The 25,651-nt window shown below is 44.9% G+C and carries 20 protein-coding genes and 2 pseudogenes; 1 reads left to right on the forward strand and 21 read right to left on the reverse strand.

All coding sequences use genetic code 11. The features are described 5' to 3' along the window. Nucleotides 1-232: 232 nt before the first annotated feature. The 10 genes and pseudogenes from BN1691_RS03420 to gatC form a co-directional block, all read right to left on the reverse strand. The gene (locus BN1691_RS03420; RefSeq protein WP_231638337.1) at nt 233-670 is read right to left on the reverse strand and encodes a RidA family protein; all 438 of its coding nucleotides are present in this window, start codon (nt 668-670) and stop codon (nt 233-235) included. 185 nt (nt 671-855) lie between these two features. Next, nucleotides 856-966: pseudogene (locus tag BN1691_RS14030) on the reverse strand (ParA family protein); the annotation flags it as partial. 245 nt (nt 967-1,211) lie between these two features. Then, a pseudogene (locus BN1691_RS14240) lies at nt 1,212-2,165 on the reverse strand (IS3 family transposase). 531 nt (nt 2,166-2,696) lie between these two features. Beyond that, a complete protein-coding gene (locus tag BN1691_RS03435) occupies nt 2,697-3,608 on the reverse strand; it encodes a zf-HC2 domain-containing protein (RefSeq protein WP_048600838.1) in 912 nt (303 codons plus the stop codon). Then, nucleotides 3,608-4,090 carry an RNA polymerase sigma factor gene (locus BN1691_RS03440; RefSeq protein WP_048600839.1) on the reverse strand — a complete coding sequence of 161 codons (483 nt, stop codon included), beginning with the start codon at nt 4,088-4,090 and terminating at the stop codon, nt 3,608-3,610. The genes BN1691_RS03435 and BN1691_RS03440 overlap by 1 nt, the downstream gene beginning before the upstream one ends. Nucleotides 4,091-4,402: 312 nt before the next feature. Further along, nucleotides 4,403-5,857 (reverse strand): 23S rRNA (uracil(1939)-C(5))-methyltransferase RlmD, encoded by a 1,455-nt coding sequence (gene rlmD, locus BN1691_RS03445; protein ID WP_048600840.1) that lies wholly within the window; start codon nt 5,855-5,857, stop codon nt 4,403-4,405. Then, nucleotides 5,854-6,774, reverse strand: coding sequence for a diacylglycerol kinase (locus BN1691_RS03450; protein WP_048600841.1), 921 nt, complete (start codon nt 6,772-6,774; stop codon nt 5,854-5,856). The genes rlmD and BN1691_RS03450 overlap by 4 nt, the downstream gene beginning before the upstream one ends. Nucleotides 6,775-6,922: 148 nt before the next feature. Continuing rightward, nucleotides 6,923-8,356: an Asp-tRNA(Asn)/Glu-tRNA(Gln) amidotransferase subunit GatB gene (gene gatB / locus BN1691_RS03455; protein ID WP_048600842.1), complete on the reverse strand. Its 1,434-nt coding sequence runs from the start codon at nt 8,354-8,356 to the stop codon at nt 6,923-6,925. Between the two features lie 13 nt (nt 8,357-8,369). Further along, nucleotides 8,370-9,818 (reverse strand): Asp-tRNA(Asn)/Glu-tRNA(Gln) amidotransferase subunit GatA, encoded by a 1,449-nt coding sequence (gene gatA / locus BN1691_RS03460; RefSeq protein WP_048600843.1) that lies wholly within the window; start codon nt 9,816-9,818, stop codon nt 8,370-8,372. A gap of 20 nt (nt 9,819-9,838) precedes the next feature. Continuing rightward, nucleotides 9,839-10,132, reverse strand: a complete 294-nt coding sequence (gene gatC / locus BN1691_RS03465) for an Asp-tRNA(Asn)/Glu-tRNA(Gln) amidotransferase subunit GatC (RefSeq protein ID WP_048600844.1) — start codon at nt 10,130-10,132, stop codon at nt 9,839-9,841. A 191-nt stretch (nt 10,133-10,323) separates the two neighbouring features. Between gatC and BN1691_RS14350 the strand changes: the two genes are divergently transcribed. Further along, nucleotides 10,324-10,416: a YjcZ family sporulation protein gene (locus tag BN1691_RS14350; protein WP_076850090.1), complete on the forward strand. Its 93-nt coding sequence runs from the start codon at nt 10,324-10,326 to the stop codon at nt 10,414-10,416. 62 nt (nt 10,417-10,478) lie between these two features. Here the strand turns inward: BN1691_RS14350 and BN1691_RS03470 are convergent, their stop codons facing one another. The 11 genes from BN1691_RS03470 to BN1691_RS03520 form a co-directional block, all read right to left on the reverse strand. Then, nucleotides 10,479-10,796, reverse strand: coding sequence for a YbjQ family protein (locus tag BN1691_RS03470; protein ID WP_048600845.1), 318 nt, complete (start codon nt 10,794-10,796; stop codon nt 10,479-10,481). Nucleotides 10,797-10,886: 90 nt separating this feature from the next. Further along, nucleotides 10,887-11,849, reverse strand: coding sequence for a glycosyltransferase family 4 protein (locus tag BN1691_RS03475; protein WP_048600846.1), 963 nt, complete (start codon nt 11,847-11,849; stop codon nt 10,887-10,889). Nucleotides 11,850-11,946: 97 nt separating this feature from the next. Next, nucleotides 11,947-14,286 carry an FxLYD domain-containing protein gene (locus BN1691_RS03480; protein ID WP_048600847.1) on the reverse strand — a complete coding sequence of 780 codons (2,340 nt, stop codon included), beginning with the start codon at nt 14,284-14,286 and terminating at the stop codon, nt 11,947-11,949. Between the two features lie 81 nt (nt 14,287-14,367). After that, the gene (gene pruA / locus BN1691_RS03485) at nt 14,368-15,915 is read right to left on the reverse strand and encodes an L-glutamate gamma-semialdehyde dehydrogenase (protein WP_048600848.1); all 1,548 of its coding nucleotides are present in this window, start codon (nt 15,913-15,915) and stop codon (nt 14,368-14,370) included. A 96-nt stretch (nt 15,916-16,011) separates the two neighbouring features. Then, nucleotides 16,012-17,115 carry a CamS family sex pheromone protein gene (locus BN1691_RS03490; protein ID WP_048600849.1) on the reverse strand — a complete coding sequence of 368 codons (1,104 nt, stop codon included), beginning with the start codon at nt 17,113-17,115 and terminating at the stop codon, nt 16,012-16,014. Between the two features lie 17 nt (nt 17,116-17,132). Next, nucleotides 17,133-19,193 (reverse strand): NAD-dependent DNA ligase LigA, encoded by a 2,061-nt coding sequence (gene ligA / locus BN1691_RS03495; protein ID WP_048600850.1) that lies wholly within the window; start codon nt 19,191-19,193, stop codon nt 17,133-17,135. A 6-nt stretch (nt 19,194-19,199) separates the two neighbouring features. After that, a complete protein-coding gene (pcrA, locus tag BN1691_RS03500; RefSeq protein ID WP_048601179.1) occupies nt 19,200-21,365 on the reverse strand; it encodes a DNA helicase PcrA in 2,166 nt (721 codons plus the stop codon). A 36-nt stretch (nt 21,366-21,401) separates the two neighbouring features. Next, a complete protein-coding gene (pcrB, locus tag BN1691_RS03505; RefSeq protein WP_048600851.1) occupies nt 21,402-22,106 on the reverse strand; it encodes a heptaprenylglyceryl phosphate synthase in 705 nt (234 codons plus the stop codon). A gap of 134 nt (nt 22,107-22,240) precedes the next feature. Then, nucleotides 22,241-22,573, reverse strand: coding sequence for a YerC/YecD family TrpR-related protein (locus tag BN1691_RS03510; RefSeq protein ID WP_048600852.1), 333 nt, complete (start codon nt 22,571-22,573; stop codon nt 22,241-22,243). 14 nt (nt 22,574-22,587) lie between these two features. Then, entirely contained in the window at nt 22,588-23,646 is a 1,059-nt protein-coding gene (locus BN1691_RS03515; RefSeq protein WP_048600853.1) for a DUF3048 domain-containing protein, read from the reverse strand. Nucleotides 23,647-23,701: 55 nt separating this feature from the next. Further along, nucleotides 23,702-25,492 (reverse strand): adenine deaminase C-terminal domain-containing protein, encoded by a 1,791-nt coding sequence (locus BN1691_RS03520; RefSeq protein WP_048600854.1) that lies wholly within the window; start codon nt 25,490-25,492, stop codon nt 23,702-23,704. Between the last annotated feature and the right edge of the window lie 159 nt (nt 25,493-25,651).

Below are 25,651 nucleotides of genomic sequence, written 5' to 3' on the forward strand. Positions count from 1 at the left end.
CATACATATTAAAATTAAATGTACGGTGAATTATAAAGGCTATTTTAGGACTCATTGCATGGCCTTCACATTTTATTCCATATAGATGACGTTCTGAAATTTCAAGGTAGTTCGCAAATTATTTCCTAGATACTCCAGATAACTCACGAAAGTGCATTACCGTCTTCCCAAAGTCATGCAAAAAATCTTCTGTATTCTCCTTTATCAAATTTATATACGGTGTACTTCTTCATTATCCCGCAGCCCATATTTCTATTTCAATTTTTATTGCTTCCAAACCTAAAGCATTTACATAAGCAATTGTCATAGAAGGAGGGATTTCCCCGAAAAAATCACCATATATCTTATCGAAATACTCCCAATCAATTTCTTCTTTTGACCATATATTTACCTTTATAACATTATCCGGCTCCAAGTCTACACTCTTAAGTAGATTTGATATATTTATAAATGTATTCTTTACTTGTTGATTAAACTCTTCAGGAATATTTCCACCTAAATCTGCTCCAATTTGTCCTGAAAATGTATAAAACGTTGAATTAGGCTGTATTTTTGTTATATGAGTATAATTCCCTACTGCTTTGCTTATTCCTGATGAAGATAATCTTGTAACTACATTATTATTCATTCGATAGTATCCTTTCTCTATTGGATAAATAATTTTTAACACTATATACCACCAACAATATATAGTTATCCACTGCTAGAAACTTATCTATCAAAAACAGAGATGGAATGCTCGTTATTTTTTATATTGCTATTAATTAAAACCAATCTCATTCCGGCACCTCCTTCCGAATAATTATATAATTAACAAAATATTTTATCAATTATTTATTTACAAAACTGGCTGGCAAGCAGGACTTCCTTTCCCACCTGTGCCAGCCCTATACCTAAGTTGACACAGGTGGTTGTTTTGCCAACTCCGCCCTTTTGATTGGCGATGGCGATTACTTTTGCGTTCAAATTCCTCCCTTCTTTTAATTTTTGAGTACAAAAAAGAAGTCAGATCTATAAACTAACTCCCATCAGTGAATTGGATCTACGTCAATATCTTGGACACAAAAAAGTTAAGTCTGTTTCAGAACAACATCCATTCATAGAGTATCCTGTATCCAGCGAAATACAGCTCATGGATGTCGTTCCGAAAAAATGTGTGGGTAGGGTAAATCAGAAAACCTAGTGAATTCTTCTAATTAGGCTGCTTTTTTTCAACACAAATCTTCCAATTGCTGCGGTGTTAGATAGTTGATTGCCCCATGAATTCGTTTTCGGTTGTACCACGATTCAATGTAGTGGAAAAGCGCCAATCTTGCAGCTTCAAAATCGATATAAATAGTTCGGTACTCTTCTTTCTTCAATGTCGCATGAAAAGACTCGATGTAGTCATTGTCATAAGGGCAGCCCTTACGACTGAAAGATTGTTTGATTTTTGCTTCCTGTAATGCTTTTTCAAAGTCTTCACCAGCCATCTCTTAATGTATTAATATACGTAATATCTGCAACCCATTTTTCATTGATTGTCGTTGTTTCAAAATCCTGTTCCAATAAATTTTCACGTTCTTCAACTTGTCCGGTGGAGGAAGCAGGTCGGAATTTTTTCACAATTGTTGAACGAATCCCTGCTTCTCTCATGATACGTTGAACTCGATTCAAACTAACAGAGAAGCCTTCTTTTTCCGTTTAAATATGATGGATTTTTGGCGCGCCATAACGCCTCTTACTTTCCGTATGAATGATTTTTATGCGTGCTAAAATTGCTTCGTTTTCAATTTCATACGAAGATTTTACTTTATGGAATGATTGATAATACATGCTTCTTGACACTTGAAGCACTTCACACATAAGTTGAACTGGGAAATTTTCTTTCTCCTGTTCGATATGGTCAATGATCTCTTGGTCGGTTACTTTCTTGCGAATATGGTCATCGCCTTTTTTAGGATTTCTACCTCCTGTTGAAGGCGAAGATTTTCCTTTTGAATTTCTGCAATTTCAGCAGGTGTTAAACCACCACTGTTTTCAATAGGGGAATACGCTCTGATCCATTTGTAAATCGTTACTTCAGATACACCCTACTCGCGGCTGAGATCACTTACAGATGTGCCAGATCTGTAGAGTTCGACAATTGTTTGTTTAAATTCTTGGTTATAGCGTTTTGGTTTCATTCCGGACACGTCCTCTCTATTCTTAGGATAGAGACTTAACTAACTTGTGTCCGTACATCCATACTTGCACCAATAGTATAATTTTTGTGCTTATAAAAAGACATTAAGATTTTTATCTTAATGCATTGAATATTCTTATATATAATTTGCATTTTAAGGTACCATATTTTTAAAATATCCTATGTCATCTATAAAATGCCCTTAAAAACGGGGTCAAAAAGAGGTGTTTTTTCACTCATTTTTGGCCCAAAAATAGGGCTTCACCTACTATATGTTTTGTCTAAACTCCATTTTTTAACATTCAAAGTACAAGATGTCATTAGAATTATCCTCTCAACATGGAACGAGAGGATAGAATGAATGTCTTTTGACCTGTCGTTCTCGGGAATATATCTACGGCACTTTTGGCACAATCAGTAGGTGGAAACATATCCACAGTCAATATCGCCCATATGAACATATCTACCCGTTAATATCATATAATTTGGTATTTGAATCCAATAACAAAATCTATTCCATCTGGGATAAACTTCAATGTAAATAGCCCTCATATTTTTTACTTTTGTACTTTCTAATTAAATTTACAGCTGTTAGAAAAGCAATATACAAGGGAATCATAACCAATAATATTGCATAAAAATCCCGTGTTGCAGTATATGATGAAGTTGTAAATCCTTTAATAATCAAATGGCCTAATAGATAGGATACCGGTAAAAAGAAAAATTTCATTGTAAAATTAAACACTTTTTTATTACGATGCAATATAAGCATAATTAATCCACAAATTATAGCAGATACTATGGCAATAAGTGCGTAATAAGATAAGAATAGTCTTGGTAATGTAATAATCCCTCCGTCTGGATTTATATCTTTACCATACATCAATATATCTTCACTTCCATCTGTCTGGTAATAATATACAGAAACAACATTTTCACCATTCGGATTTAAAATAGTATTATTTACATTAGATTTTTTTATATTTCTATTCCATATGCTATTCCATGTAGTAATGTGATAGACATAACCAGAGTTGTCATATGTCGGATACCTTTTGATGTCATACCCATATACGGTATCCTCAAATTTAGCGAGCACCGACCCATTTCCAATCTCATTTATTGTTACACTTCTTTCGCTATATGGAATATACTCTGGCGCGGTCAAGAAAGCAATTGTTATAACAAAAAGCATAATTGAAAACATCATTGAGAATATTGCCGTCTGAATTTTCTTCTTGCGTAATGTTGATTTTATCTTTAGCAAAGGAGAGGTATTCCTATCTACTGGCATTTCATTAAAAGTCCGCATCTCATCAAGATAATTCTTGCATTCCTGACACTGCTCAATATGTTCTTCAACCATCGTACATGAGTCATCACTAAGCATATTTTCTAAATATAGAGGCAAAACATCTTTAATAACATTACATGTAACTTTCATCAATAATCCCTCATTTCTTCTTTAATCTTATTTCTAGCTCTATGAAAAGTGACACAAGCCCAATTATCTGTTTTACCAAACAAACTGCCAATCTGCCTAAAGCTCAGCTCTCCAAAAACTCGTAGAGAAAACACTTCCTTATATGGCTCAGATAAATTATGGAGAATTTCATGAATTTTCATCGACTCTTCAGATGAAAACACCGATTTTTCTATATCAAAATCATCTTTCTTTTCAGGCACTGGGTCTAGCTCTACCAATTTCTTATGTTTTCTTATATATGAATAATATGTGTTTTTGGCTATTTGAATTAACCACACCTTGATATCACAGTTTCCTTTAAAGCTTTCAATAGATTTTACCGCTTTTATAAATGTTTCAGATGTCAAATCTTCTGCTATGTGTTTATCTTTTGATAGACTATATATGAAGAAGTAAACATCCTTAAAATAGTTATTATAAATCTCCTCAAGCTCTGTCACTTTTTCACCTCCTATCTATAAGACTCACGGGATTTAATAATCTTACAAGAAATTATAAAAAAAACTTAAAGTTTAAGTAATCCTTGAGATTTAAAAATATATTTGGGACAAACACTTACATCTATTCTATCTCCATGACCCTACGGATGTTATCTAATCTGTCAACTCAACCCGACGCATTTTTTTACAGTCGACATGTTTCCTCAATAAATAAAAATAAGGATTTTCAAGGTTAAAAGGTACTGCCCAACAATAAACAGTAATTCTTTTAACATCAGAAAACCCTTAATTTATCAATATTTTGAGTAGACCCTATTTCTCCACCCTTGACATCAAGACAACATTCTCCACATGATACGTCTGCGGAAACATATCCACCGGCTGTACCTTTTCCAGCTTATACCCATGCTCTACAAGATAACGAGCATCGCGGGCGAGGGTGCTAGGATTACAGGAGACGTAGACGATTCGGGGTGGTTGCATGGTAGCGAGGGCTTCCAGGAGTGCTTCATCGCAGCCCTTACGCGGCGGGTCAACCACTACTACATCGGCATGATTGCCATCCTCCACCCATTGAGGTAGCCAGGTTTCTGCTTCTCCCACATGGAATTCCACATTGCTAATCCCGTTAAGCTCTGCATTCTTCTTCGCATCCTCAATGGCTTCCGGTACCACTTCCACGCCGATCACCTTCTTGGCCTGCTGAGCCATGTAGAGGCTGATGGTTCCGATCCCACAGTAGGCATCCACCACTGTTTCTTCACCGGTTAAGCCTGCGTATTTCCGGGCGGTTTCATAGAGCTTCTCTGTCTGCAGAGGATTCACCTGATAGAAGGAACGGGGTGAAATGGCGAAACGGATTCCGCTCAGCTCGTCCACGATCACCTCATTCCCCCAGAGAAGAATAGACTCCTTCCCCAGGATCACATTGGTACGTTGTGTATTGATATTCTGATAAATGCTGGTCAGGGCTGGCATAGCTTGCCGTATCTGCTCCACGAAGGCTGCTTGCTGCGGGAACTTCCGCCCATTGGTGACGAGGACCAGCATCAGCTCACCACTATGAATACCGACGCGGGTCATGATATGGCGCAAGAACCCTTGATGCCGTTCCTCATCATAGGGAAGAATACCGAGTTGTTCTGCTACGGTCTTCACCTTCTGGATCAGTTCATCATTAGTCTCATGCTGAATTAGGCAGCGATCCATCGGGATAATCTCATGGGAGCGAGGTGCAAAGAAGCCACTCACCCATTTCCCTTCCTGTAATCCCACTGGCACCTGTGCCTTATTGCGATAATACCAGCCTCGCTCATCATCCTTACTGTTGATATTGCTGTTACTATTATGAACATCGACCCCTGTAGGGTGAGCATCCATACCCAGGGTAGGATAAATCACCAGATCCTCTTCATGAAATCCACCAAGGCGAACCAGCTGCTGCTTCACGAGATCACGCTTTAAGCGTAGCTGCTCCTCATAGTTAAGATGCTGAAGAGAACAGCCACCACAGCGGTGATAGATGGGACAAAGTGGCTCGACCCGAGCAGGGCTGGGCTTGGAGATGCTGAGCAATTTACCAAAGGCCATCTGTGGCTTCACCTTAACGATGAGAACTTCCACCTCTTCACCGAGATAGGCATTGGGAACAAAGATGGCATAGCCACCTGCCACGTGACCGATCCCTACGCCTTCATGACTGATCCCATCAATGGTGAGCGTCAGCCTCTCATTCTTCTCGACAGGTGCTTCGCTGCATTGCTTCACGATGTGGCCCCCCGTTCTGCTGTTAAGGATAGATCCTTCTTCATCAACACTTGAATATGACTAGGCATGGCATGGATTTCACAGGGTAAGGCTCCGCCTAACTCCCCATCTAAATTGACAAGAACCTCATTGGGGGAAGCTGCCTTCAAATACGAGGTTTGAAAATAGATGACACTTGGATCATTGGGATGCTCGCCACGAAGAGCAGCAGCAGCTAAGCGAACTGCTTCCGCCAGGTTGGTCTTCTTCAGAAGGATGGCATCCAATAGTCCATCATTGAGTGAGGCGTTGGGAGCGAGATGGGGAAAGCCACCTACCGATTGACTATTGGCCACGAGAAAGAGCATGATCTCTTCCTCCAATAAGAAGTTATCTGCTTCAATTCGCATCATCGTTGGCTTTAGCTTTGGTAGCATCTCGATTCCCTTCACATAGTAGGCCATCTGTCCAAGCAGCGTCTTTAGCTTAATAGGCACTTCATAGGTAAGAGTGGTCAAGGAGCCTCCACCTGCGATATTGATAAAGTAACGATCATTCATCTTTCCAATATCAATAGGCTGTGCAGTACCCTCTAGCATAAAGCGAATGGCTTCATCTGACTTCTTCGGGATGCCAATGGCAGAAGCAAAATCATTGGTCGTCCCTGAAGGAATAATGCCTAGAGGAGGACGATTAGGATGGTCAGCCATGCCATTAATCACCTCATAGAGTGTACCATCCCCACCTGAGGCTACGATTAAGTCATAGCCTCGTTCACATGCTGTCCGTGCTGCCACGGTTGCATCATCTTTCCCTTTGGTGGCATGAGCGCTTGCTTCATAGCCTGCCATCTCTAACTGATCCAGTAAATCAGGAAGCATCCGTTTGGCTTCCTCTCTCCCTGATGTTGGATTGTATATGACACGTGCACGTTTCATGCAATCATCCCCTATCTAAACAAACAATTATTCCTATGCCTAAAATACTCTCCTTCTATTTTAATGAAAAATGGAAGGAGAGTATCATACTTTTATCGTCAACATTACCTGTTGATGATATTCATCTATCTAATTATACTGCTTCATCTTAACGTTGCGTAAGTCCTTCTTGGATCAATTGATTGACCAATTGTGGGTTAGCTTTTCCTTTAGTTGCCTTCATAACCTGACCCACTAAGAAGCCCACGGCTCGATCCTTCCCTGCCTTGAAGTCTTCAATGGATTGGGGATTCTTATCAAGAACCTCATCCACAATCTTCCGCAAGGTTCCCTCATCACTGATTTGAACGAGGCCCTTCTCCTTCACAATCACTTCAGGATCTTTACCTGTCTCCATCATTTCCTGGAAGACGGTCTTGGCAATCTTCGTGCTGATGGTGCCCTTTACGATCATCTCCAGCATATCACCTAATTGAGCTGCAGACATCTTCACATCCTGAATCTCTAACGCATTCGCATTGAGGTAGGCGAAGAATTCACCCATCATCCAGTTGGCTAGCCCTTTGGCATCACTAGTATGATGAACACCCTCCTCGAAGAAGTTGGCAACTTCAAGAGAGGAAGTAAGAATGGTCGCATCATATTCTGGCAAGCTGTATTCGCTCACATAACGTGCACGCCGAGCATCGGGTAGCTCAGGAATGGTTTGGCGAATGGCTTCCTTCCAAGCATCATCAATATGAAGGTGCACCAAATCTGGCTCAGGGAAGTAGCGGTAATCATGGGCAGCTTCCTTGGAGCGCATCATGATGGTCATGTTCTTCGTCTCATCCCAACGGCGGGTCTCTTGACGAATCACCTCACCCTTCATCAGCGCAGCAGTTTGGCGTTCCACCTCATATTGGAGCCCCTTCTCCACATGGCGGAAGGAGTTTAAGTTTTTCAATTCCGTTTTGGTACCGAATTTCTCAGCACCAAAGGGACGCAGACTTACGTTGGCATCGCAACGTAGCGAGCCTTGCTCCATCTTCACATCTGACACTTGACAGAAGGAAAGAATGGCTTTTAATTTTTCAAGGTATGCATAAGCCTCTTCAGGTGAGCGCATATCTGGCTCTGAGACGATCTCGATCAAGGGAACGCCACCACGGTTAAAGTCCACTAAGGAATAGTTGGTACCATCCATGTGGTTTAGCTTTCCTGCATCTTCCTCTAGATGAAGACGGGTAATCCCAATTCTTTTCTTCTTCCCATGGACCTCAATCTCAATCCAGCCGTTTTCCCCAATGGGCTTGTCATACTGGGAGATTTGATAGGCCTTAGGTAGGTCCGGGTAGAAATAGTTTTTCCGGTCAAACTTCGTGTCGGTAGCAATCTCACAGTTCAGCGCGAGCGCTGCTTTAATGGCAAAATTGACCGCCTTTTTATTCAATACAGGCAACACCCCAGGATGTCCTAGACAGATCGGGCAGGTCTGCGTATTGGGGGATGCACCAAAGGTATTGGAACAACCGCAGAAAATCTTCGACTCTGTAGCTAATTCGGCATGGACTTCCAAACCGATGATCGTTTCAAAATTCATTTTTCACTCCCCCTTACAATCCTGGCCTGTTGGTATGATGATCGGTGGCCTGTTCAAATGTATGAGCAACACGAAGAATGGTTGCTTCATCAAATTCTTTACCCATGATCTGTAAGCCAACAGGTAAACCATTGACTAATCCAGCTGGTACGCTAATGGCAGGAATACCTGCAAGGTTCATGGGAATGGTACAGATATCATTGGCGTACATCGTAAGTGGATCAGCAATCTTCTCGCCGAAGCGGAAGGCTGGTGTTGGTGTTGTAGGTCCTACCAGGACATCATAGCGATCCCAGAGTTGGTCATAATCTTGTTTAATTAACGTACGCACCTTTTGTGCCTTGAGGTAATAAGCATCATAGTAGCCAGAGCTTAATGCGTATGTACCTAACATAATCCGTCGCTTCACCTCTTCACCGAAACCTTGGCTACGTGAATTGATATAGAGGTCGAGCAGATTATCTGCATCAGCTTGAACGCCGTAACGAATGCCATCGAAACGAGCAAGGTTGGAGGATGCTTCAGAGGAAGCGAGAATATAGTAGGCTGCCACTGCATATTTGGTGTGCGGTAGTGACACCTCTTCCCAAGTAGCCCCTAAGCCTTCAAGAGCCTTAAGGGCAGCTAGGACCTTTTCCTTCACTTCCGGTGCAATCCCTTCGCCCATAAACTCCTTGGGTACACCAATACGTAAGCCCTTCACATCACCTGTTAAGGCAGAGACATAATCATGAACTTCCACTTGGGCAGATGTTGCATCGTAAGCATCCTCACCAGCAATGGTTTGGAGGACATAGGCTGCATCCTCAACATTTTTCGTGATGGGTCCGATCTGGTCAAAGGAGGAAGCAAAAGCGACCAAGCCATAACGGCTCACACGGCCATAGGTAGGTTTTAATCCAACTACACCACAGTAGGCTGCTGGCTGACGAATGGAGCCACCTGTATCTGAACCGAGGGCGAAGTAGACTTCTCCAGCAGCCACACTGGCAGCAGAACCACCGCTAGAGCCACCTGGTACATATTCTGGATTCCAAGGATTGCGTGTCAATTTCATGCTGGAGGTCTCTGTAGAGGAACCCATGGCGAATTCATCCATGTTCACCTTCCCCATGGTGACCACATGGGAATCCTTTAATTTTTGAATAACAGTCGCATCGTAAATCGGATCATAGTTCTTTAAAAATTGACTCGCACATGTGGTAGGAATGCCTTTGGTTACGATATTATCCTTAATGGCAACGGGTAGCCCAAAGAGCATTCCCAAGTCTTCCCCTTTTGCCACCTTTTCATCCCATTGTTGAGCAGTAGCGCGAGCGCCTGCTTCGTCCACATGGAGGAATGCCCCAATCTTTTCGTCCACTTGGGCAATCCGCTGTAATGAGCTGTCGGTCAATTCTTGAACCGAAAGCTTCCGTTCCTTTAGTTGTGTATGTATGGATTGTAATGATTGATCCAACATGAATTCTGGCTCCCCCTTTCCTACTCTTCAATAATGGTGGGAACTTGAAACATCCCATCTTTACTCTTTGCAGCATTCTTTAGTGCATCTTCTCGATCCAAGCTAGGCCGTACTTCATCTTCACGCATCACATTGACAAGCGGAACCACATGACTGGTTGGCGCAACATTGGTGGTATCCAACTCATTCATCTGGTCCATATAGTCAAGAATATTGTTCAACTGTGTTGTGAACTTTTCTTGCTCTTCCTCACTTAAATGTAAGCGGGCTAGTGCTGCAACATGGAGCACCTCGTCCTTGGTTATTTCGGTCATCCGTTCCACCTCCTGTATACTGCAATTCAATAGCATGATCATAGCACAGTGAAAAGGAAAATCGCAACTTGTCTATAAAGATTGGCATCTGCCTATTTTTCAAAAGTTTAGCTGATCGAGATACATGCCTAACACCACTAATTCCTCAGGGACATACAATGATCACAACTTCACGCAAAGGAGGAATTGGAATGAGCTTTATTAACAACGTTTTCGATGATTTCGCTTTGATTCTCGTGTTGTTTATCCTCTTGGTGATTATTGGCGCAGCCGTCTACAACTAAAAAGGATAATCCTTACTGTGAAGTGAAAAAGGCTCCCTTGGGAGCCTTTTTCATCTTTATCCTTAATCGCGAATACGTACCGCAGTTCCTGTGGCAACGACCATCATCATACCCTCTCTTACCGTTTCAAAATCTAAATCCACACCCACAATGGCATTGGCTCCCATTTGAATGGCTTTCTCCTGCATCTCCTTGATGGCGATCTGGCGACCTTCTCCTAACTTGTCTTCATAAACACCACTTCGTCCACCAATAATATCGGTGATGCTGGCAAAAATATCGCGGACCACATTGGCTCCCATAATGGCTTCGCCTGTTACAATTCCGTGGTATGATTCAATTTGATGTCCTTCAATGTTTGGGGTTGTTGTAATAATCACAGGTGATTCCTCCTTCTCCTTGCGGAGCAATTTCGTTATATTCATATACACTCTTTATTACGAAGGAGTTCTGCTTTTGTTTCATTGCTATCAAATTAAATAGGCAAAAAACATATATAGGGAAAGAATGGAAAAGAAGAGACCACAAAGGTAGAGGACGAGCACCACCTGACGATGACTTAAGCCTGCTTGAAATAAGAGATGATGTAGGTGATTCTTATCGGCACGATACAGAGGAGTGCCTCTTCGCCAGCGTCGGACCATCACTTGAACCATATCCACCAATGGAAGGCCCACAATCAGCAAGGTGGCTAGCAATGTAAACAGAGTAGGTCCCTTCATCATGCCACTTAGTGACGTGACCGCTACCACATAGCCCAAGAGCATCGATCCCGCGTCACCTAAAAAGGCTTGGGCAGGATGAAAATTATATCGCAAAAAGGCTGCAATGGCCCCAATAAAGAGTACTGCCATCAAAGCAAGCTCATGCTGATCCAGTGCCACAGCAATCACCATCATAGTAAGTAACGAGATGAGGCTGACACCGCTGGCCAATCCATCTGCTCCATCCATAAAATTAAACATATTAATAAAAGCAGTAATCCAGAGGAGCGTTAAAATAAAGGAAATTCCCAAGGGGAACTGGATCATCCCCTCGTCATTCCAAGGATAACTGATGCTCTGAAAACGGATTCCCAATAGGAAAGCGAGAAGACTTACCCCCAATTGTGCCAAAAGCTTAGGTAATGGCGAAAGCTCTCGTTGCTGACTCTTATACCAATCGTCGAGGACGCCAATGGCTACTAGGCCCCCTCCCCCGATTACCAGACTCCACAACAGTGAATCGGGAGGAACCCAGAGTCTGATCAGGAGAAGAAAGCAGCCATAGATGGTGATACCACCCGTTAAGGGGATGGGACGGATATGAATCTTTCTGCCATATGGTACATCCACAAGCCCCTTACTCACCGCCCATCGATTGATCAAGGGGAGGAACAACCAAACTAGCAAGAAGCTACTGAACAGCGGGAAGAAATAGGGAAGTAATGCCATGCAATCCCTCTTCTCATAAATTCTGATGTTCTCTCTTCTCGCTTATTGTGACCTCGATTAGAAAAGAAAAACCCTCCGTTCACGGAGGATTTTTGGCTTAGTTGGGAAAACTTTGAACTTCAGTAGCCCATGTATAATCTTGGATTTCTACTCTTGCTTCCTCCATCTCTTCTTGATAGTTGGAATAGATGGTGAAGGTGGTCTTCTCTCCCCCTTGGACTGGGCCATCTGCATAAGCCCAGTCGGTGAGAACCACATCTCCATTGGCATCATAGTATTCAATGTAAATTACGATCTGTTCAATCAGATTATCACTGCGGTTTACAATGGTTCCTACCGCATAAACATAGCCTTCATCATCGGCGTACCATTCCCAGTCAGGAAGGATCACTAAGGGATTTTGATCCATGGATTCTTGAGCAGATTTTCCTTCGGTGATCGCATCGATCAGCACTTGGATCCGTTCATCCTCTGGTGCAAATTTCGCTGCATCCTTCAGAACATCCATGGCACCTTCCACATCTCCCATGTAGAGAAAATTTTCCGCTACATAGAGAAAATCATTGATAATATACTCTGTTGCCTGATCCATCAGTTCATTCACTTCACTGCTTTCGATGACTTCCGCAGCCAATTGTAGCTCTGCGAGGGCAGCCACTGGATCGTAATATAGGAGCTGCTGTGCCTTCATATAATGGTACATGTACTCCACTTGCACCATCTTCTTCTGTACTTCTTCCGTATTTCGAATGCCTTGAGCTTTACGTAAGAACTTAATCGCTGCACCATAATCCTCTTTGAGGGAAGCTTTTTCTCCTAGCGCAATGAATTTGCGATACTCCGCTTCCTTTCGATTACTACGACTCTCGGCAGTATTTAAAAATTCCTGAGCCTTGTCAAACAGCGTGATAGCATCATCATATTTCCGCTGGCGAAGAGCATCATCTCCCTGCTTCATCCAGTATTCATAATCGCTTTTCTTGGCAAGCTCCTCCATTTCATGGAATGGATCGATTCGGCTCGCCCAACGATAATATTGAGCAGCGTCTTCATACTTCCCAGCATCAAATGCTTGCTGACCATTGGTGGATAAGGTCCAATAGAGAGCAGCTTCACCTCCTACAACGATAAGCAGAAAAGCTAGCAGCATCAAGGTAGCCGCGAGAAGACGGGGACGTACAGGCTGGGTCGTCTTGGATTCGTACACGAGTGCTTCCTGAGTGGAGGCAGCTTCAAGACCGATCTCTCCTTCACCTGTCTCCAAAGAACTCGCACCAGAAGAAGCTACATCATGATGGGGTGTTTGATAATACCATGCCATGCAGTTTGCAATAAAATGAGCTGTATAAAAAGGACGGAAACCACGAACATTCCAAATGATCTGCTGATCATCCTTGAGTTGAAGGTGAAGCTGAACCTTGGAGCTGAAGGGTTTACTTGCGATCTCAAACACTCGAATCGCTTCCCAGGCGATCTGTCGATAGGGTGGATCCTTCGTCAAATTCCAATAGCGAAATCCCGATGGTGTACAGAGGATTCCCCGCTTCATCTCCCGATCAGCCAAATGAATCATCAATAATGGCTCATCTTCAGGGACAATCCCTGATTCCCGTAGTTCATCCATCTTGTCACAGTCTATGAACATCCGTTGTTGGAGACGAGGACGAATCGACCATAGCATGATGAGAAGGAGAAGACCTCCCACTGCATAATCAGGAAGATGGTAGACCTGATCCAACCAACTAGGAAGCCAAGCAAACTGATAGGCAATCTCCACAATGAGTGAATTTAAAAAAAGGATAAATAATGCCCACATCACAGGCCGTTGAAGTAGTTTTTCCTTAATTAATATGGGGCGATCCATATCTAATACAAATTGCTGATCTGCATGTTGAAGCTGCCATTCTGCTTCCCGTTTTCGATAATACGGTTGCAATAGCCTTAATAAGATAAGGCTGGCAAAGAGATTAAATAATAGGGTGAGTGGATTGAAAAGCAGATGAAAAACCTGCCACAAGAGGTTCTCTTCCGTCACCAACCACAAACCGCCATGATTGGTCCAAAACATCAAGCTCAAGAATAATCCATTTAACAAGAGCAGACTAATTGGAACCCAATAATGCTTCCGAATCGTCCAGCGTCGTAGTAAAACGAATGCAATAATGGCTGATAACCATGGCCCAAGCCATGTACCAAGCGCAAAGCCAATCAGGGGTGAGGTTGGTCTTTTGATCGCAGGACGCTCCTCCTTCAATTCTTGCTGAACGGGACAAGGCTCCTCCATCTCTACATGCGTTGCACGATCTACATGATCATCTATTTCCTCATGAATTTCATGAGCTGCATGATCTTCATGCTCTTCATGTAAAGTGGCTCCACACTGTGTACAAAAGCGATACTGGCCTTGTTCCTCATGACCACATTGTGGACACTGCATGTTGATTCCCCCCTCTAACTTTCAACCTCCCGTATCATTGGCGATACGAGAGGTTTCTTCCTTTTACCCATAGTATATCATCTAGAATGCTTCAGAAGTGAGTTTAGCTTGTAAGAATTGGTAAAGATAATCAGGACCACCTGCTTTAGAATCGGTACCCGACATATTAAAGCCACCGAAGGGATGAACACCGACGAGAGCACCTGTACACTTCCGATTGAAATAGAGATTGCCCACATGAAGCTCTTCCCGTGCCCGTTCAATGGATTCACGATTCCGCGTAAACAATGAACCTGTTAACCCATATTCTGTGCCATTGGCAATGGCAAAGGCTTCATCTAAATCAGAGAAGGGAGTGAAAGCAACCACAGGACCAAAAATCTCCTCCTGCATGATCCGACTGGCTGGAGCAGCATCACGGAAGATGGTGGGCTGGATGAAGAAACCATTCAATTCCAAAGCATTTCCTCCTGTGACCAGCTTGGCTTCCGCTTTGCCGATAGCAATATACCCTAAGATTTTATTCATTGCCGACTGATCAATGACTGGTCCCATATACGTTTCTTGCTGGCGAACATCGCCGACCTGCAGCTGCTCGGTGATTTGAGTGACCTTGGCTAATACCTCCTCATACACATCCTCATGGACGATGGCCCGCGAGCAAGCAGAGCACTTCTGTCCAGAGAAACCAAAGGCGCTGGTGACGATATTGCGGGCTGCCCCATCTAGATCCGCATCATGATCCACAATGATGAAGTCTTTTCCACCCATCTCTGCAATATAACGTTTTAACCAGATTTGATTGGGCTGTACCTTAGCGATCCGCTCATAGATACGCACGCCTACATCCCGTGAACCCGTGAAGGAGACGAATCGCGTCAGGGGGTGATCCACAAGGAAGTCACCAACCTCACTACCACTGCCAGGTAGGAAGTTTAATACCCCATCAGGCAGTCCTACTTCCTTCATCAGCTCCACGAACTTCGCTGCGATCACTGGTGTCGCACTAGCTGGCTTCAAGACCACCGTATTCCCTGTAACGATAGCAGATACTGTGATCCCCACCATAATTGCTAAGGGAAAATTCCAAGGTGGGATGATCACCCCTACACCCAAGGGAATATAGTTCTGCTGGTTATCCTCACCTGGGAAATGTACCAGTTCTACAGGCCGATTGATGCGAATCATCTCCTGGCCATAGTATTCAAGAAAATCGATGGCTTCCGCTGTATCAGCATCTGCCTCTGCCCAGCTCTTGCCTGCTTCATAGGTTAACCATGCTGAGAAATAATGCTTACGCTGACGTAAAAGGGTAGCTGCTTTCAAGAGGTAACGGGCACGATGCTCCGCAGGAACCCTCCTCCATTGCTTAAAAGCCTGTGAAGCTCCCTGAATCGCTTGCTCTGCATGTTCAAGATCTGCCTTGGTAACACGACCAACTACTTGATCCTTTTGTGATGGGTTATAGGAGGTAATCCACGCTTTCCCGTAAATGGCTTCCCCTCCAATGATCAAGGGATACTCCTGACCCAGCTCCTGCTCCACCTGTTGAAGTGCTGCTTCATAGCCCTTCACCTCATTCTCCTTGCTAAAATCGGTAAATGGCTCATTACGAAATGGTACAACCATCGTACAACCGCCCCCTTCCTTTTTTTATCTATTTTACTCTAGATTCCCTTTTTACTCAATGAAAAAACCGTGGCTTCAGCAACCACGGTTATCCGACTAATTTCGATAGATATGCATATAATCTTTTCCTTCAATAGGGCGTACATAGAGGGCTTGCGGTTTATTGACAGAGGAAACATAAAGATTGATATGGACCGACTTAGGAAGGGTATCCTTCAATTGCTCACCAAGATACTGCGTCAGCTGAATTACCTCGGTCTTCGACTCAAAGGAAGCATTGGCCTCCACGGTCAGTTCCACCAGTTGCTTATTCACAAAGCGACCTGTTCCCACTAAACTTACATAATTAGGAAAAAAGTCCTGAGCATTATCGGAGATTGTATTAAATTGATCCTGAAGATCCTCATACTTTGTAGCAAGCTCACCGCTTGGGAAGATCAAGTACTCTTCACCAAGGTCCTCCCACTCACTGATTTTTTCCTCCTTCGCCTTCACCTTACCCACTGCCACGAAATTCCCTGGCAGGAAGGATTGGGCTGGCTGTGTATAATAGAGGGCAATGATGATGGGCACGTCGATCCCTTGATTACGAATACGTAGTGTCACTTCCTGGGCGATGCCCTTCCCCTTCTCCAATTGCTGCTGTAGAAGGTGTGCCCGCTCTTGGGCATCCTTCACCTTGGCAGGTGGCGCAATAGAAAGGCCGATCACCATCCCAGCCAGCGTTCCATCACGTTGCACATAATCATGCTCGAGCAGGTGAAGAAGAAATAGAGGCTCCTGTTTTTCCACCTTGGGATTCTTCGCAGGATTAAGGCCCTCCGGATTCTCTGCAGAATTGCGCTCCAACCAGCGAACGACCTGCTCACGCTTCAACATATTCCCCTCTTGAAAATAGACCTTCTCCCGATCAAAGGTCTGCTGGGCAATATCTAGCATCCCTAGCTCAAGATGGTTCCCATCCACACGTCCAATTCTCGAAGCGAGCAAGCCTCTCGTCTCGTTCGTATGATAGGGAAGCAAGCTATTAAAATATTGTTCTCCCGCTTCTAAGGAAGTGGTCACACTCAGATCCAGCACTTGATCCTCTTGGGAGGTATCCTCTGGTGTAGTACATCCGGTTATCATAGAGGTACCAAGAAGTACACTACAGAATAGAAGAAGAAGACGGCGTAAGCGATTGAGGTTGATTTGATTCATTGAATTCTCTCCTCCTGTTAGGCCTGTTGACTAGCCTTCAGCATCTGAATAAAGGTAGCTTCATCCAGGACAGGTACACCAAGACTCTGAGCCTTCGTGAGCTTGCTTCCTGCCTTTTCACCAGCGATGACATAGTCCGTCTTCTTACTAACACTGCCCGTTATTTTCGCCCCCATTGCCTCTAAAGCTTCCGTTGCCTCTTCCCGCGTCAGCTCCTGCAAGGTACCTGTTAGCACGACTGTCTTGCCTGCAAATGGAGAATCGATACTGGCTGAATCCATCATCGGGGTAACCGGTTGAGGACGAACACCTGCATCTAGCATCTGTTGGATGATCTCTTGTACATGCTGATCGTGGAAGAAGTCGATGACGGACTGGGCCACAATGCCCCCGACATCTTCAATCTGCTGAAGTTCCTCATAGGTGGCAGCCATCACCTGCTCAAGCATGCCAAAATGTTGAGCCAGTGCCTTGGCTGTCTCCTTCCCTACATTAGCGATCCCAAGGCCAAAGAGAAAATCAGCCAGAGTACAGTCTTTGCTTTTCTCAATGGCATCTAATAATTTTTGTGCCTTCTTCTCACCAAATCGTTCCAATGTAATGAGATCATCTTTGGTTAGTTGGAACAGCTGCGCTACACTCTTCACATTCCGCTCGTTGAATAACTGCTGGGCCGTCTTCTCACTAAAGCCTTCAATATCCAAGGCACCTTTACTGGCAAAGTGGGTCATCCGTCCCACAATTTGTGGCGGACAACCGAGACCATTCACACAGAAGTAATGAACACCTTGCTGTTCAATTTCACCGCCGCATTCAGGACAGGAGGGAGGGAATTTGATCTCCTCACCTGCCGGAGCATCATCCACGGCGCCGAGAATCTCTGGAATCACATCATTACTACGACGTACTTGTACCAGCGTCCCAATAGCAAACTGGAGATTTTTCCGAAGAATATCATCCCAATTATTGAGCGTGGCCCGTTTTACCGTCACACCTTCAAAGTCTACCGGCTCCAATTCAGCTACCGGTGTTAATTTACCGGTACGCCCCACCTGCCATGTTACATCACGCAGGGTTGTTTCCTGTACCTCTGCTTTATATTTGAAAGCGATGGCCCAACGGGGGAACTTCGCCGTGTATCCCAGCACCTGGCGAGTTCGCATATCATTCACCTTGATAACCATCCCATCGGTGAGATAGTCTAGTTTTTGCCGTTCTGTGCGGAAATTCTCGATCTCCTGCTTAATCTCTGCAAACCGATCGACGCGATGGAAAAAGGGATTGACGTAGAAATGCTGATCCCGTAAGAATTGAAGCATCTCCTCATGGGTATTAAACTGTAAGCCTTCAATATACCCAACTTGATACATGAAGGCATCCAGCTTCCGCTCGGCTGTCACCTTTGGATCAAGATTGCGGAGGGCCCCTGCTGCAGCATTCCGTGCATTCTTCAATGGTTCTGCATGGATCTGATTATAAGCAGCCAATTGGGACAGCTTCATAATCGCTTCCCCTTGGACTTCCATCCTCCCCTGGAAAGGGATGGTCAGAGGTACAGTTTGAATGGTCTTTACCTGAGCAAGGATCACCTCACCTACCTCACCACCTAAGCCACGCGTGGCTGCTTGAATGAGCTGTCCATTTTCATAGGTAAGGTTAATGGTTAGACCATCGAACTTCTGCTCCAAGGTAAACTCAAGGGGAGGAAGGGGTTCACTGCCACGCTCGTTATATTCTAGCCGTAAGCGTTCGATTCGCTCTACCCATTCATCCAATTCTTCAAAGCTTTGCGCCTTATCCAAACTCCAAAGCTTACCAAGATGGCGATGGGTGGAAAATGCCTCAAGAATCGCCCCGCCTACTCGGTGCGTCGGTGAATCTGGAAGAATTAGATCGAGCTCCTTTTCAAGGGCTACTAGTTCATCATAGTATTGATCATACTCCGCATCACTGACCGATGGTGCATCCAACGTGTAGTATTCATAGTTATACCGGTTCAAAAGCGGGATTAAGAACTTCATCCGCGCCAGCTTTTCCTCACGTACACGATTATCCACGATCCTCACCTCCAAGGGCATTTCCCTTTATGCTTTCTCAATGGGGGCGAATTTGGCTAATAGTTTCTTAATTCCCATCCCAGGGAAAGCGATATCCAATTCTAAATTATCCCCTTCACCCTTACAACCAACGATGGTACCAATACCCCATTTCCCATGCTGTACCTTCTCTCCCACCTTCCATGATAAGGTGAGATCAGCTCCCGGATGGATCCGCTGCGAACGTAATGATGTGGAAGACCTGAACATCGCTTGCTGTTGCTTCTTGCCATCCCGTTCTAGTAGCTCCTCAGGAATCTCATCGATAAAGCGGGATGCTGGCATGGACTGGATCCGTCCATAAATGGTACGGCTACGTGCATAGGTGAGATACAGCCCCTTCTCTGCACGGGTGATCCCCACATAAGCAAGACGACGCTCCTCCTCCATCTCATGCTCATCGCTGAGCGCTCGATTATGAGGAAATAATCCTTCCTCCATACCCACTAAGAAGACATAGGGAAACTCCAAGCCCTTGGCACTATGCAAGGTCATGAGGGTAATCCGCTTTTGTCCTTCATCCCATTGATCCACATCGGCCACCAGTGCAACGTCAGAGAGGAAGCTGATTAAGGAATGGTCCTCACTCTTCTTTTCAAAATCAAGGGTAACCGAGAGAAACTCTTGAATATTTTCGATCCGCGTCTGTGCTTCAATGGTCTTCTCCTGTTGTAGCTCCTCAATGTAGCGAGAGCGTTCTAGCACTTGCTCTGTCAGTTCATGTACCGATTGATAATCCACCTGTCCGCTCAATTCTCGAATCATTTCAGCAAAGGCGCCCAGTTGTCCAGCTGCTTTCCCGCTCACACCAGCCTCTTCTGCCGAGGAAGCTGCTGTATAGAGGGAGATTCCTTGTTCAAAAGCATATTGACTCAGCTTATCCAACGAGGTGGCACCAATACCTCGTTTGGGAACATTCACAATCCGTTTAAAGCTGGCATCATCATGGGGATTCGCCACCAGCTTCAGATAAGCCATCACATCACGAATCTCTTTCCGCTCATAGAAGCGCGTGCCGCCCACGAGCTGATAAGGATGGCTACTCTTAATGAGCACTTCCTCAATGATCCGTGATTGGGCATTGGTTCGATAGAGAATGGCAAAGTCTTGATAGGAGGCACCTTCCTGCAGCTTCTTCTCCAGCTGCTCTACGATGTAGTATGCCTCATCATGCTCCGTCTCTGCCTCATAGAGCTGAATCAGAGGGCCATCCTCATTCTCTGTCCATAGGTTTTTCTCTTTCCGCTCGGTATTATTGCGGATCACCTCATTGGCTGCCTGAAGGATGCGCTTGGTGGAGCGATAATTCTGCTCCAGCAAAATCACCTGTGCATCAGGATAATCCTCTTCAAAGCGTAGAATGTTGGTGATATCGGCGCCGCGCCAGCTGTAGATGGATTGGTCTGTATCGCCAACCACACAGATATTCTGGTGGCTTGCTGCCAATAGATGCACTAGCTGATATTGCACCGCATTCGTATCCTGGTATTCATCCACATGAATATAGCGGAACTTCTTTTGGTAATATTCTAGTACTTCTGGTACCTTCTTAAAGAGTTGAACAGTGACCATTAATAGATCATCGAAGTCCAAGGATTGGTTGGTTTTCAAGCGCCGTTGATACTCCGTATAGACATCGCTAACCACCTTCATAAATGGATCGCCTACAAGGTTGGCATACTCCTCTGGTGATTGTAATGCGTTCTTCGCTTGACTAATGGTGGCCAGAATGGCTCGAGGATCGAAGCGCTTGGGATCGATGTTAAGTACCTTCAGGATATCCTTCACCTGACTGAGCTGGTCTGTGCTATCAAGGATGGTGAAACGAGAGGAATAGCCGATCCGCTCAATATCTCGACGTAAAATCCGGACACACATACTGTGGAAGGTGGAGATCCAAATATCCTCTGCATCTGCTCCCACCAATTGAGATACCCGTTCCTTCATCTCACGGGCTGCCTTATTTGTAAAGGTAATGGCTAGGATGCTCCAGGGAGCCACCCGCTTCTCCGCCAATAAATACGCGATGCGCTGCGTTACCACACGCGTCTTGCCACTCCCTGCACCTGCTAAGATTAAGACAGGGCCTTCCGTGGTGAGTACTGCTCGTCGTTGTTCAGGATTAAGTCCAGTAAGAATACTTGATTGCTCCATATGTACTTCCACAATGCCACACCTTTCCTCTTCAGATCAAATTGATGATGGTTGTTGAGGTACGGTTTCCAACGCTCGTCGCCAATCCTCATAGATCAAATTGCCAACGACGATGGTATCCGCTCGTTCACTCATCACCTGTGCTTGCTCTTGATTCCCAATTCCTCCTCCATAGAAGAGGTGGGAATGGGTTGTTCGACGTTGCACCTGCTCTATCCAGCTCGGGTCACCATAGATTCCGCTATACTCGAGATAGAGAATCGGTAGCTGCAGTAGGCGATCAGTCAACGTAGTATATACGAATAAGTCATCGATACTATTGGGCTGAACACTGGCAGTTAAACGACCGACCTTGGAATCCGGATTAAGAACCACATAGCCTTCCACCGTCAGCTCATGCCAAGGGATCAAACGTCCATATTGCTTAATCGCCTCCATATGTGGCTGTAACAGCCATTCTGCTCTACCAGCATTGACCACCAGTGGAATGAAATAATGATCGAACCCAGGAACCACAGCATCCAAGCGGGAAACCTCTTGGATACAAGGAATCGCATAGCTACGTACCCGCCCTAGCAATTCTGTTACGTTTTCGTAGGTGATCCCATCGGTACCGCCAATGAGAATCCCATCGCTTCCTGATTCACAGATGGCTTCCAATGCTTCATCAGAGAGTTCCTTATTGGGATCGAGCTTAAAAGCGTGCCGCCAGGAGGCGTATAGGGGGGTAGAATTCTTCATCCATGCTCAGTCCTCTCATTTACTCCTGTTCACCATTATAGCGAAAAACGGCAGAAGATGCAGGTGTTGAATCCTGCAAAAAGCAGAAAAAAAACAGGGAGTCCAATTAGCTTGACACCCTGAGGAAAAATCAATTATTTTTCTTCTTTCTCTGGATCTTCATGGCGTAAGAGCCCATCGGTCTCCATTCTCTGGAGGATAAGATTATACCCATCATCTCCATAGTTGAGACAACGCTTTACCCTAGAAATGGTGGCAGTGCTGGCCCCTGTCTCCGCTTCGATCTGATTATACGTTAAGCCAATTCGGAGCATTCTTGCCACTTCTAAACGTTGGGCTAACGAGATAATCTCATTGACCGTACATAGATCATCAAAAAATGCATAGCACTCTTCCACGGACTCTAATTGGAGGATGGCCTGAAATAGCTGATCCACCTCGCGTCCCTGCAACTTTTTTAAGGACATTTCATAACCTCCTCTCACTCAACTACCACACTTTTTGCTAAGCCTGGCACCGTTGGAATTACAAGAACCCATGTATTCCCTGGTACATATTTGACCTCTTCACCATTGATGAAGGCGCGGATCATTTTTTTATCAGTACGTTCCCAGGTAATCGCTTGCATCTTGCCCTGTTGGAACAGATAGCCTTGTCCAGGACCATCCAGTTCAACCTCTCGTCGTCCTGCCTCATCATTGGCGATCATCTGATGTGGCGCTTCAATAACCAAGAGGTTTTTTGTCGTTAATGGTTGATTCGTCTCCTTATCAACATGGGCTTCCCCATTAACTAAACGGCGATAGCTTTCGCTTGTAGCATCATATTGGTAACCTACCACATAATTACTGCTGGAATAGGTAATGGTTACTTGATTGGCTGACGTTCCGGCTACTTCCTCACCCTCTGCTAAAAATTGTAGCTTGGGAAATTCACCTTCAAGACGGTACTTCTTATCCTTAGCCCCTTGCCAGATCCGTTCAAGATTGGTGTAGACATTGTGGGGACGTTGGCGAAAATCCACCCTGGTAAAATAAGCGCCTGCATTGGTCGTCTCATCAAGATAGGGTTGATCCCCTTTGGTCAGAATAAAATGGGCATGAATACTGCTCCCTGCATGGACGATGATAGCATCAAGGCCATTGGCTAGTTCAATAAAATAAGGACGAATACTCCGAACTGGTCCAAAGGTATCCGGTGACTGGCTATGGAAGATGGCGATAAAGCGGGTAATCATCCCCTCTGCTAGGATTTCATATACCACATCTGCCTCTTGAAGCCCCGATTGAGGACGAGCAGCTGCACTATTTTCAATCATAACAGCCACAAGCCGCTCTGGTAAAGGATTATTGGTTCCAATCCCTGTTAATGGTGCCGTGTATGCAAACTCTGGTTCTGGTAATTCAACCACAACACTATTCTCATCTTCATTCGGTGTCTCTTCTACCTTCTCATCTTTTTTACCACAACCACTAATAACTAGTGAAAAAACCATAAGGATAGAGAGAAGGATGAGCAATGTACTCTTCAATCGATTCATGATTCAATCCCCTTTATTCCTGCTGAGTTTGGTTATCCTTATATTTATTCTCCAATCAGCTTCGAACATCCTGCTCCAACTGTTCAGCGGGATAGAGGACTCGTCCTTCTTTGACATGGTATAAGCCTTGCGGTGTTAGGCGTACTAATGGCAGATGGGTGGAGGTAAAAAAGAACAGGGAATAGATAGGGTCTGCATGAGTATAGCCCCGTTCCTGTAATAACCGAACGAACTCTTCCGTCTGGGGAATGAGTTGATCGAGATCAAGATCGGAAACCATTCCTGCTAACGGTAGCGGTAGACGATAAAGCACCTCGCCGCTCTCGATGATTACGATACCACCCTCCATGCTTCGTAGTTCCTCTACAGCACGGGCCATGGCAGCTGGTGAAGAGCCGATCACCACAATCTCATTGATGGAATTATTAGTGGTTGCCAACGCTTCCAAGTGAGTGGCAAAACCTTTTAGTACACATTTGGTGAGCCATTGCATCCCTTTATGCAAAACGGCGATGAGTAAATAGCCAGAGCCTTCTTCTAAGGAGAGTAGACCATCCTGCGAAGGAAGCTCCACCTCCACTAGCTTCGTGATTACAGCATTGCGCATCTCGAGCACAGGATATGTGCCTGTATTGGAAGTAGGAAGCTGGAACCATTGGTGGGGGATCCCTTGATGTTCCGTGGCGATCTGCGATGGTGGCATATATTGCTCCCACGCAAAACTGAACTGCTCCCTCGCTAGCTCCTCAACCATGTTCTCCGTAATAATCTTACCTGCTATCATCACCTGAATCGGTGTAGGTTGATCAGGAGCACGAAGGAATAATAGATCAGCCATCCGCCCAGGAGCGACCCCACCTACCTCTCCGTCCATGTGATGAAAGGTGGCTGGATAGAGCGTTGCCATCCGGTATGCCTCCACGATGGGGACACCTGCTTCAATGGCAACATGGATCAAGTGATCTGTGAAACCATGGCGTAATGCAGGAGGTGTGGAGCCATCGGTGGTCAACATGGTTCGACTATTCGGTAAAACGCCCCGTTCTAAGAGTGGTGGAAGCATGATGGGGAGATCAGGACGAATGGAAGAGTGTCGTAGTTCTGCATACATTCCTGCCTGCAAACGGGCTAATACTTCCTCAGCGCTAATCGCTTCATGGCAGGCCGTCACACCGGTGGTTGCCAATGCTTGAATTGTTGCAGCTGAAGCACCAGGGATATGGGCATCGATCTGCTTCCCCTCCTGACGGGCCATCTCCATCCATTCCTTGAGATTGGGCTCACCTTGAAAGAGTAGCTGAGGCCAAGCGGTCAGCTCGCCCACTTGGAGGATGGCAGGATGCCGAAGGAGACGGGAGATGGCTGCATGATGAAAGCGGTGCTGCATCCCCCGATCCACAGACTGCGGGTCAAAGCGTACCCACCAATAGAAATGAATGGGATGTTGGTTCATCTCCTCCATGAAGGTAATGAGCTTCTCTTCACCACGATGCATCAGAATGGGAAGTGTATCACTAACAAGCATGGTTGTCCCATGGCGTAAAAGATAATTGCCCAGCGTCAACGGATTATACAATTGAAAAGGATGGGCATGGGGTTCAATATAGCCTGGCACAATAAAATACTCCTCAGCGGGAATCACATGGGTTCGTTCATCACACAGAGGCTCACGCTCTCCCACATACGCGATCCGTTCGTTGTACAGAACAATATGGGCACGCCGCCATTCACCGGTGTAGACATCTAGTACGGTGGCATTTTGAATCCATGTGGTCGCTGGCTGTTTACGTAGTGCTACCTCGACTCCTTTTCGTCGTTCCTCCTGCTTCCATGGTTGGATGAGCACAGTATCACCTCTTCATCGATATTCTTTTCCTGATTATATCGAAAATAGCTATAAAAGGGAAAGTACCATCCGATACATAAAATAGCAAACCTGACAAACAATAAGGATGCTTGCCTACTCTTTTCACATAGATTGGTCCAAGGTTCATACTACCTCTTG

Origin of the sequence: Rubeoparvulum massiliense, from assembly GCF_001049895.1 — a bacterium.
GTDB lineage: Bacteria > Bacillota > Bacilli > Rubeoparvulales > Rubeoparvulaceae > Rubeoparvulum > Rubeoparvulum massiliense.

Coding starts and splice junctions, on each gene's coding strand:
- BN1691_RS03435 (WP_048600838.1), bottom strand. CDS start 3,608: ATGAAAGTTACATGTAATGTTATTAAAGATGTTTTGCCTCTATATTTA.
- BN1691_RS03450 (WP_048600841.1), bottom strand. CDS start 6,774: ATGAAACGTGCACGTGTCATATACAATCCAACATCAGGGAGAGAGGAA.
- gatB (WP_048600842.1), bottom strand. CDS start 8,356: ATGAATTTTGAAACGATCATCGGTTTGGAAGTCCATGCCGAATTAGCT.
- gatA (WP_048600843.1), bottom strand. CDS start 9,818: ATGTTGGATCAATCATTACAATCCATACATACACAACTAAAGGAACGG.
- gatC (WP_048600844.1), bottom strand. CDS start 10,132: ATGACCGAAATAACCAAGGACGAGGTGCTCCATGTTGCAGCACTAGCC.
- BN1691_RS14350 (WP_076850090.1), top strand. CDS start 10,324: ATGAGCTTTATTAACAACGTTTTCGATGATTTCGCTTTGATTCTCGTG.
- BN1691_RS03475 (WP_048600846.1), bottom strand. CDS start 11,849: ATGGCATTACTTCCCTATTTCTTCCCGCTGTTCAGTAGCTTCTTGCTA.
- BN1691_RS03480 (WP_048600847.1), bottom strand. CDS start 14,286: ATGCAGTGTCCACAATGTGGTCATGAGGAACAAGGCCAGTATCGCTTT.
- pruA (WP_048600848.1), bottom strand. CDS start 15,915: ATGGTTGTACCATTTCGTAATGAGCCATTTACCGATTTTAGCAAGGAG.
- BN1691_RS03490 (WP_048600849.1), bottom strand. CDS start 17,115: ATGAATCAAATCAACCTCAATCGCTTACGCCGTCTTCTTCTTCTATTC.
- ligA (WP_048600850.1), bottom strand. CDS start 19,193: ATGCCCTTGGAGGTGAGGATCGTGGATAATCGTGTACGTGAGGAAAAG.
- pcrA (WP_048601179.1), bottom strand. CDS start 21,365: ATGGAGCAATCAAGTATTCTTACTGGACTTAATCCTGAACAACGACGA.
- pcrB (WP_048600851.1), bottom strand. CDS start 22,106: ATGAAGAATTCTACCCCCCTATACGCCTCCTGGCGGCACGCTTTTAAG.
- BN1691_RS03510 (WP_048600852.1), bottom strand. CDS start 22,573: ATGTCCTTAAAAAAGTTGCAGGGACGCGAGGTGGATCAGCTATTTCAG.
- BN1691_RS03515 (WP_048600853.1), bottom strand. CDS start 23,646: ATGAATCGATTGAAGAGTACATTGCTCATCCTTCTCTCTATCCTTATG.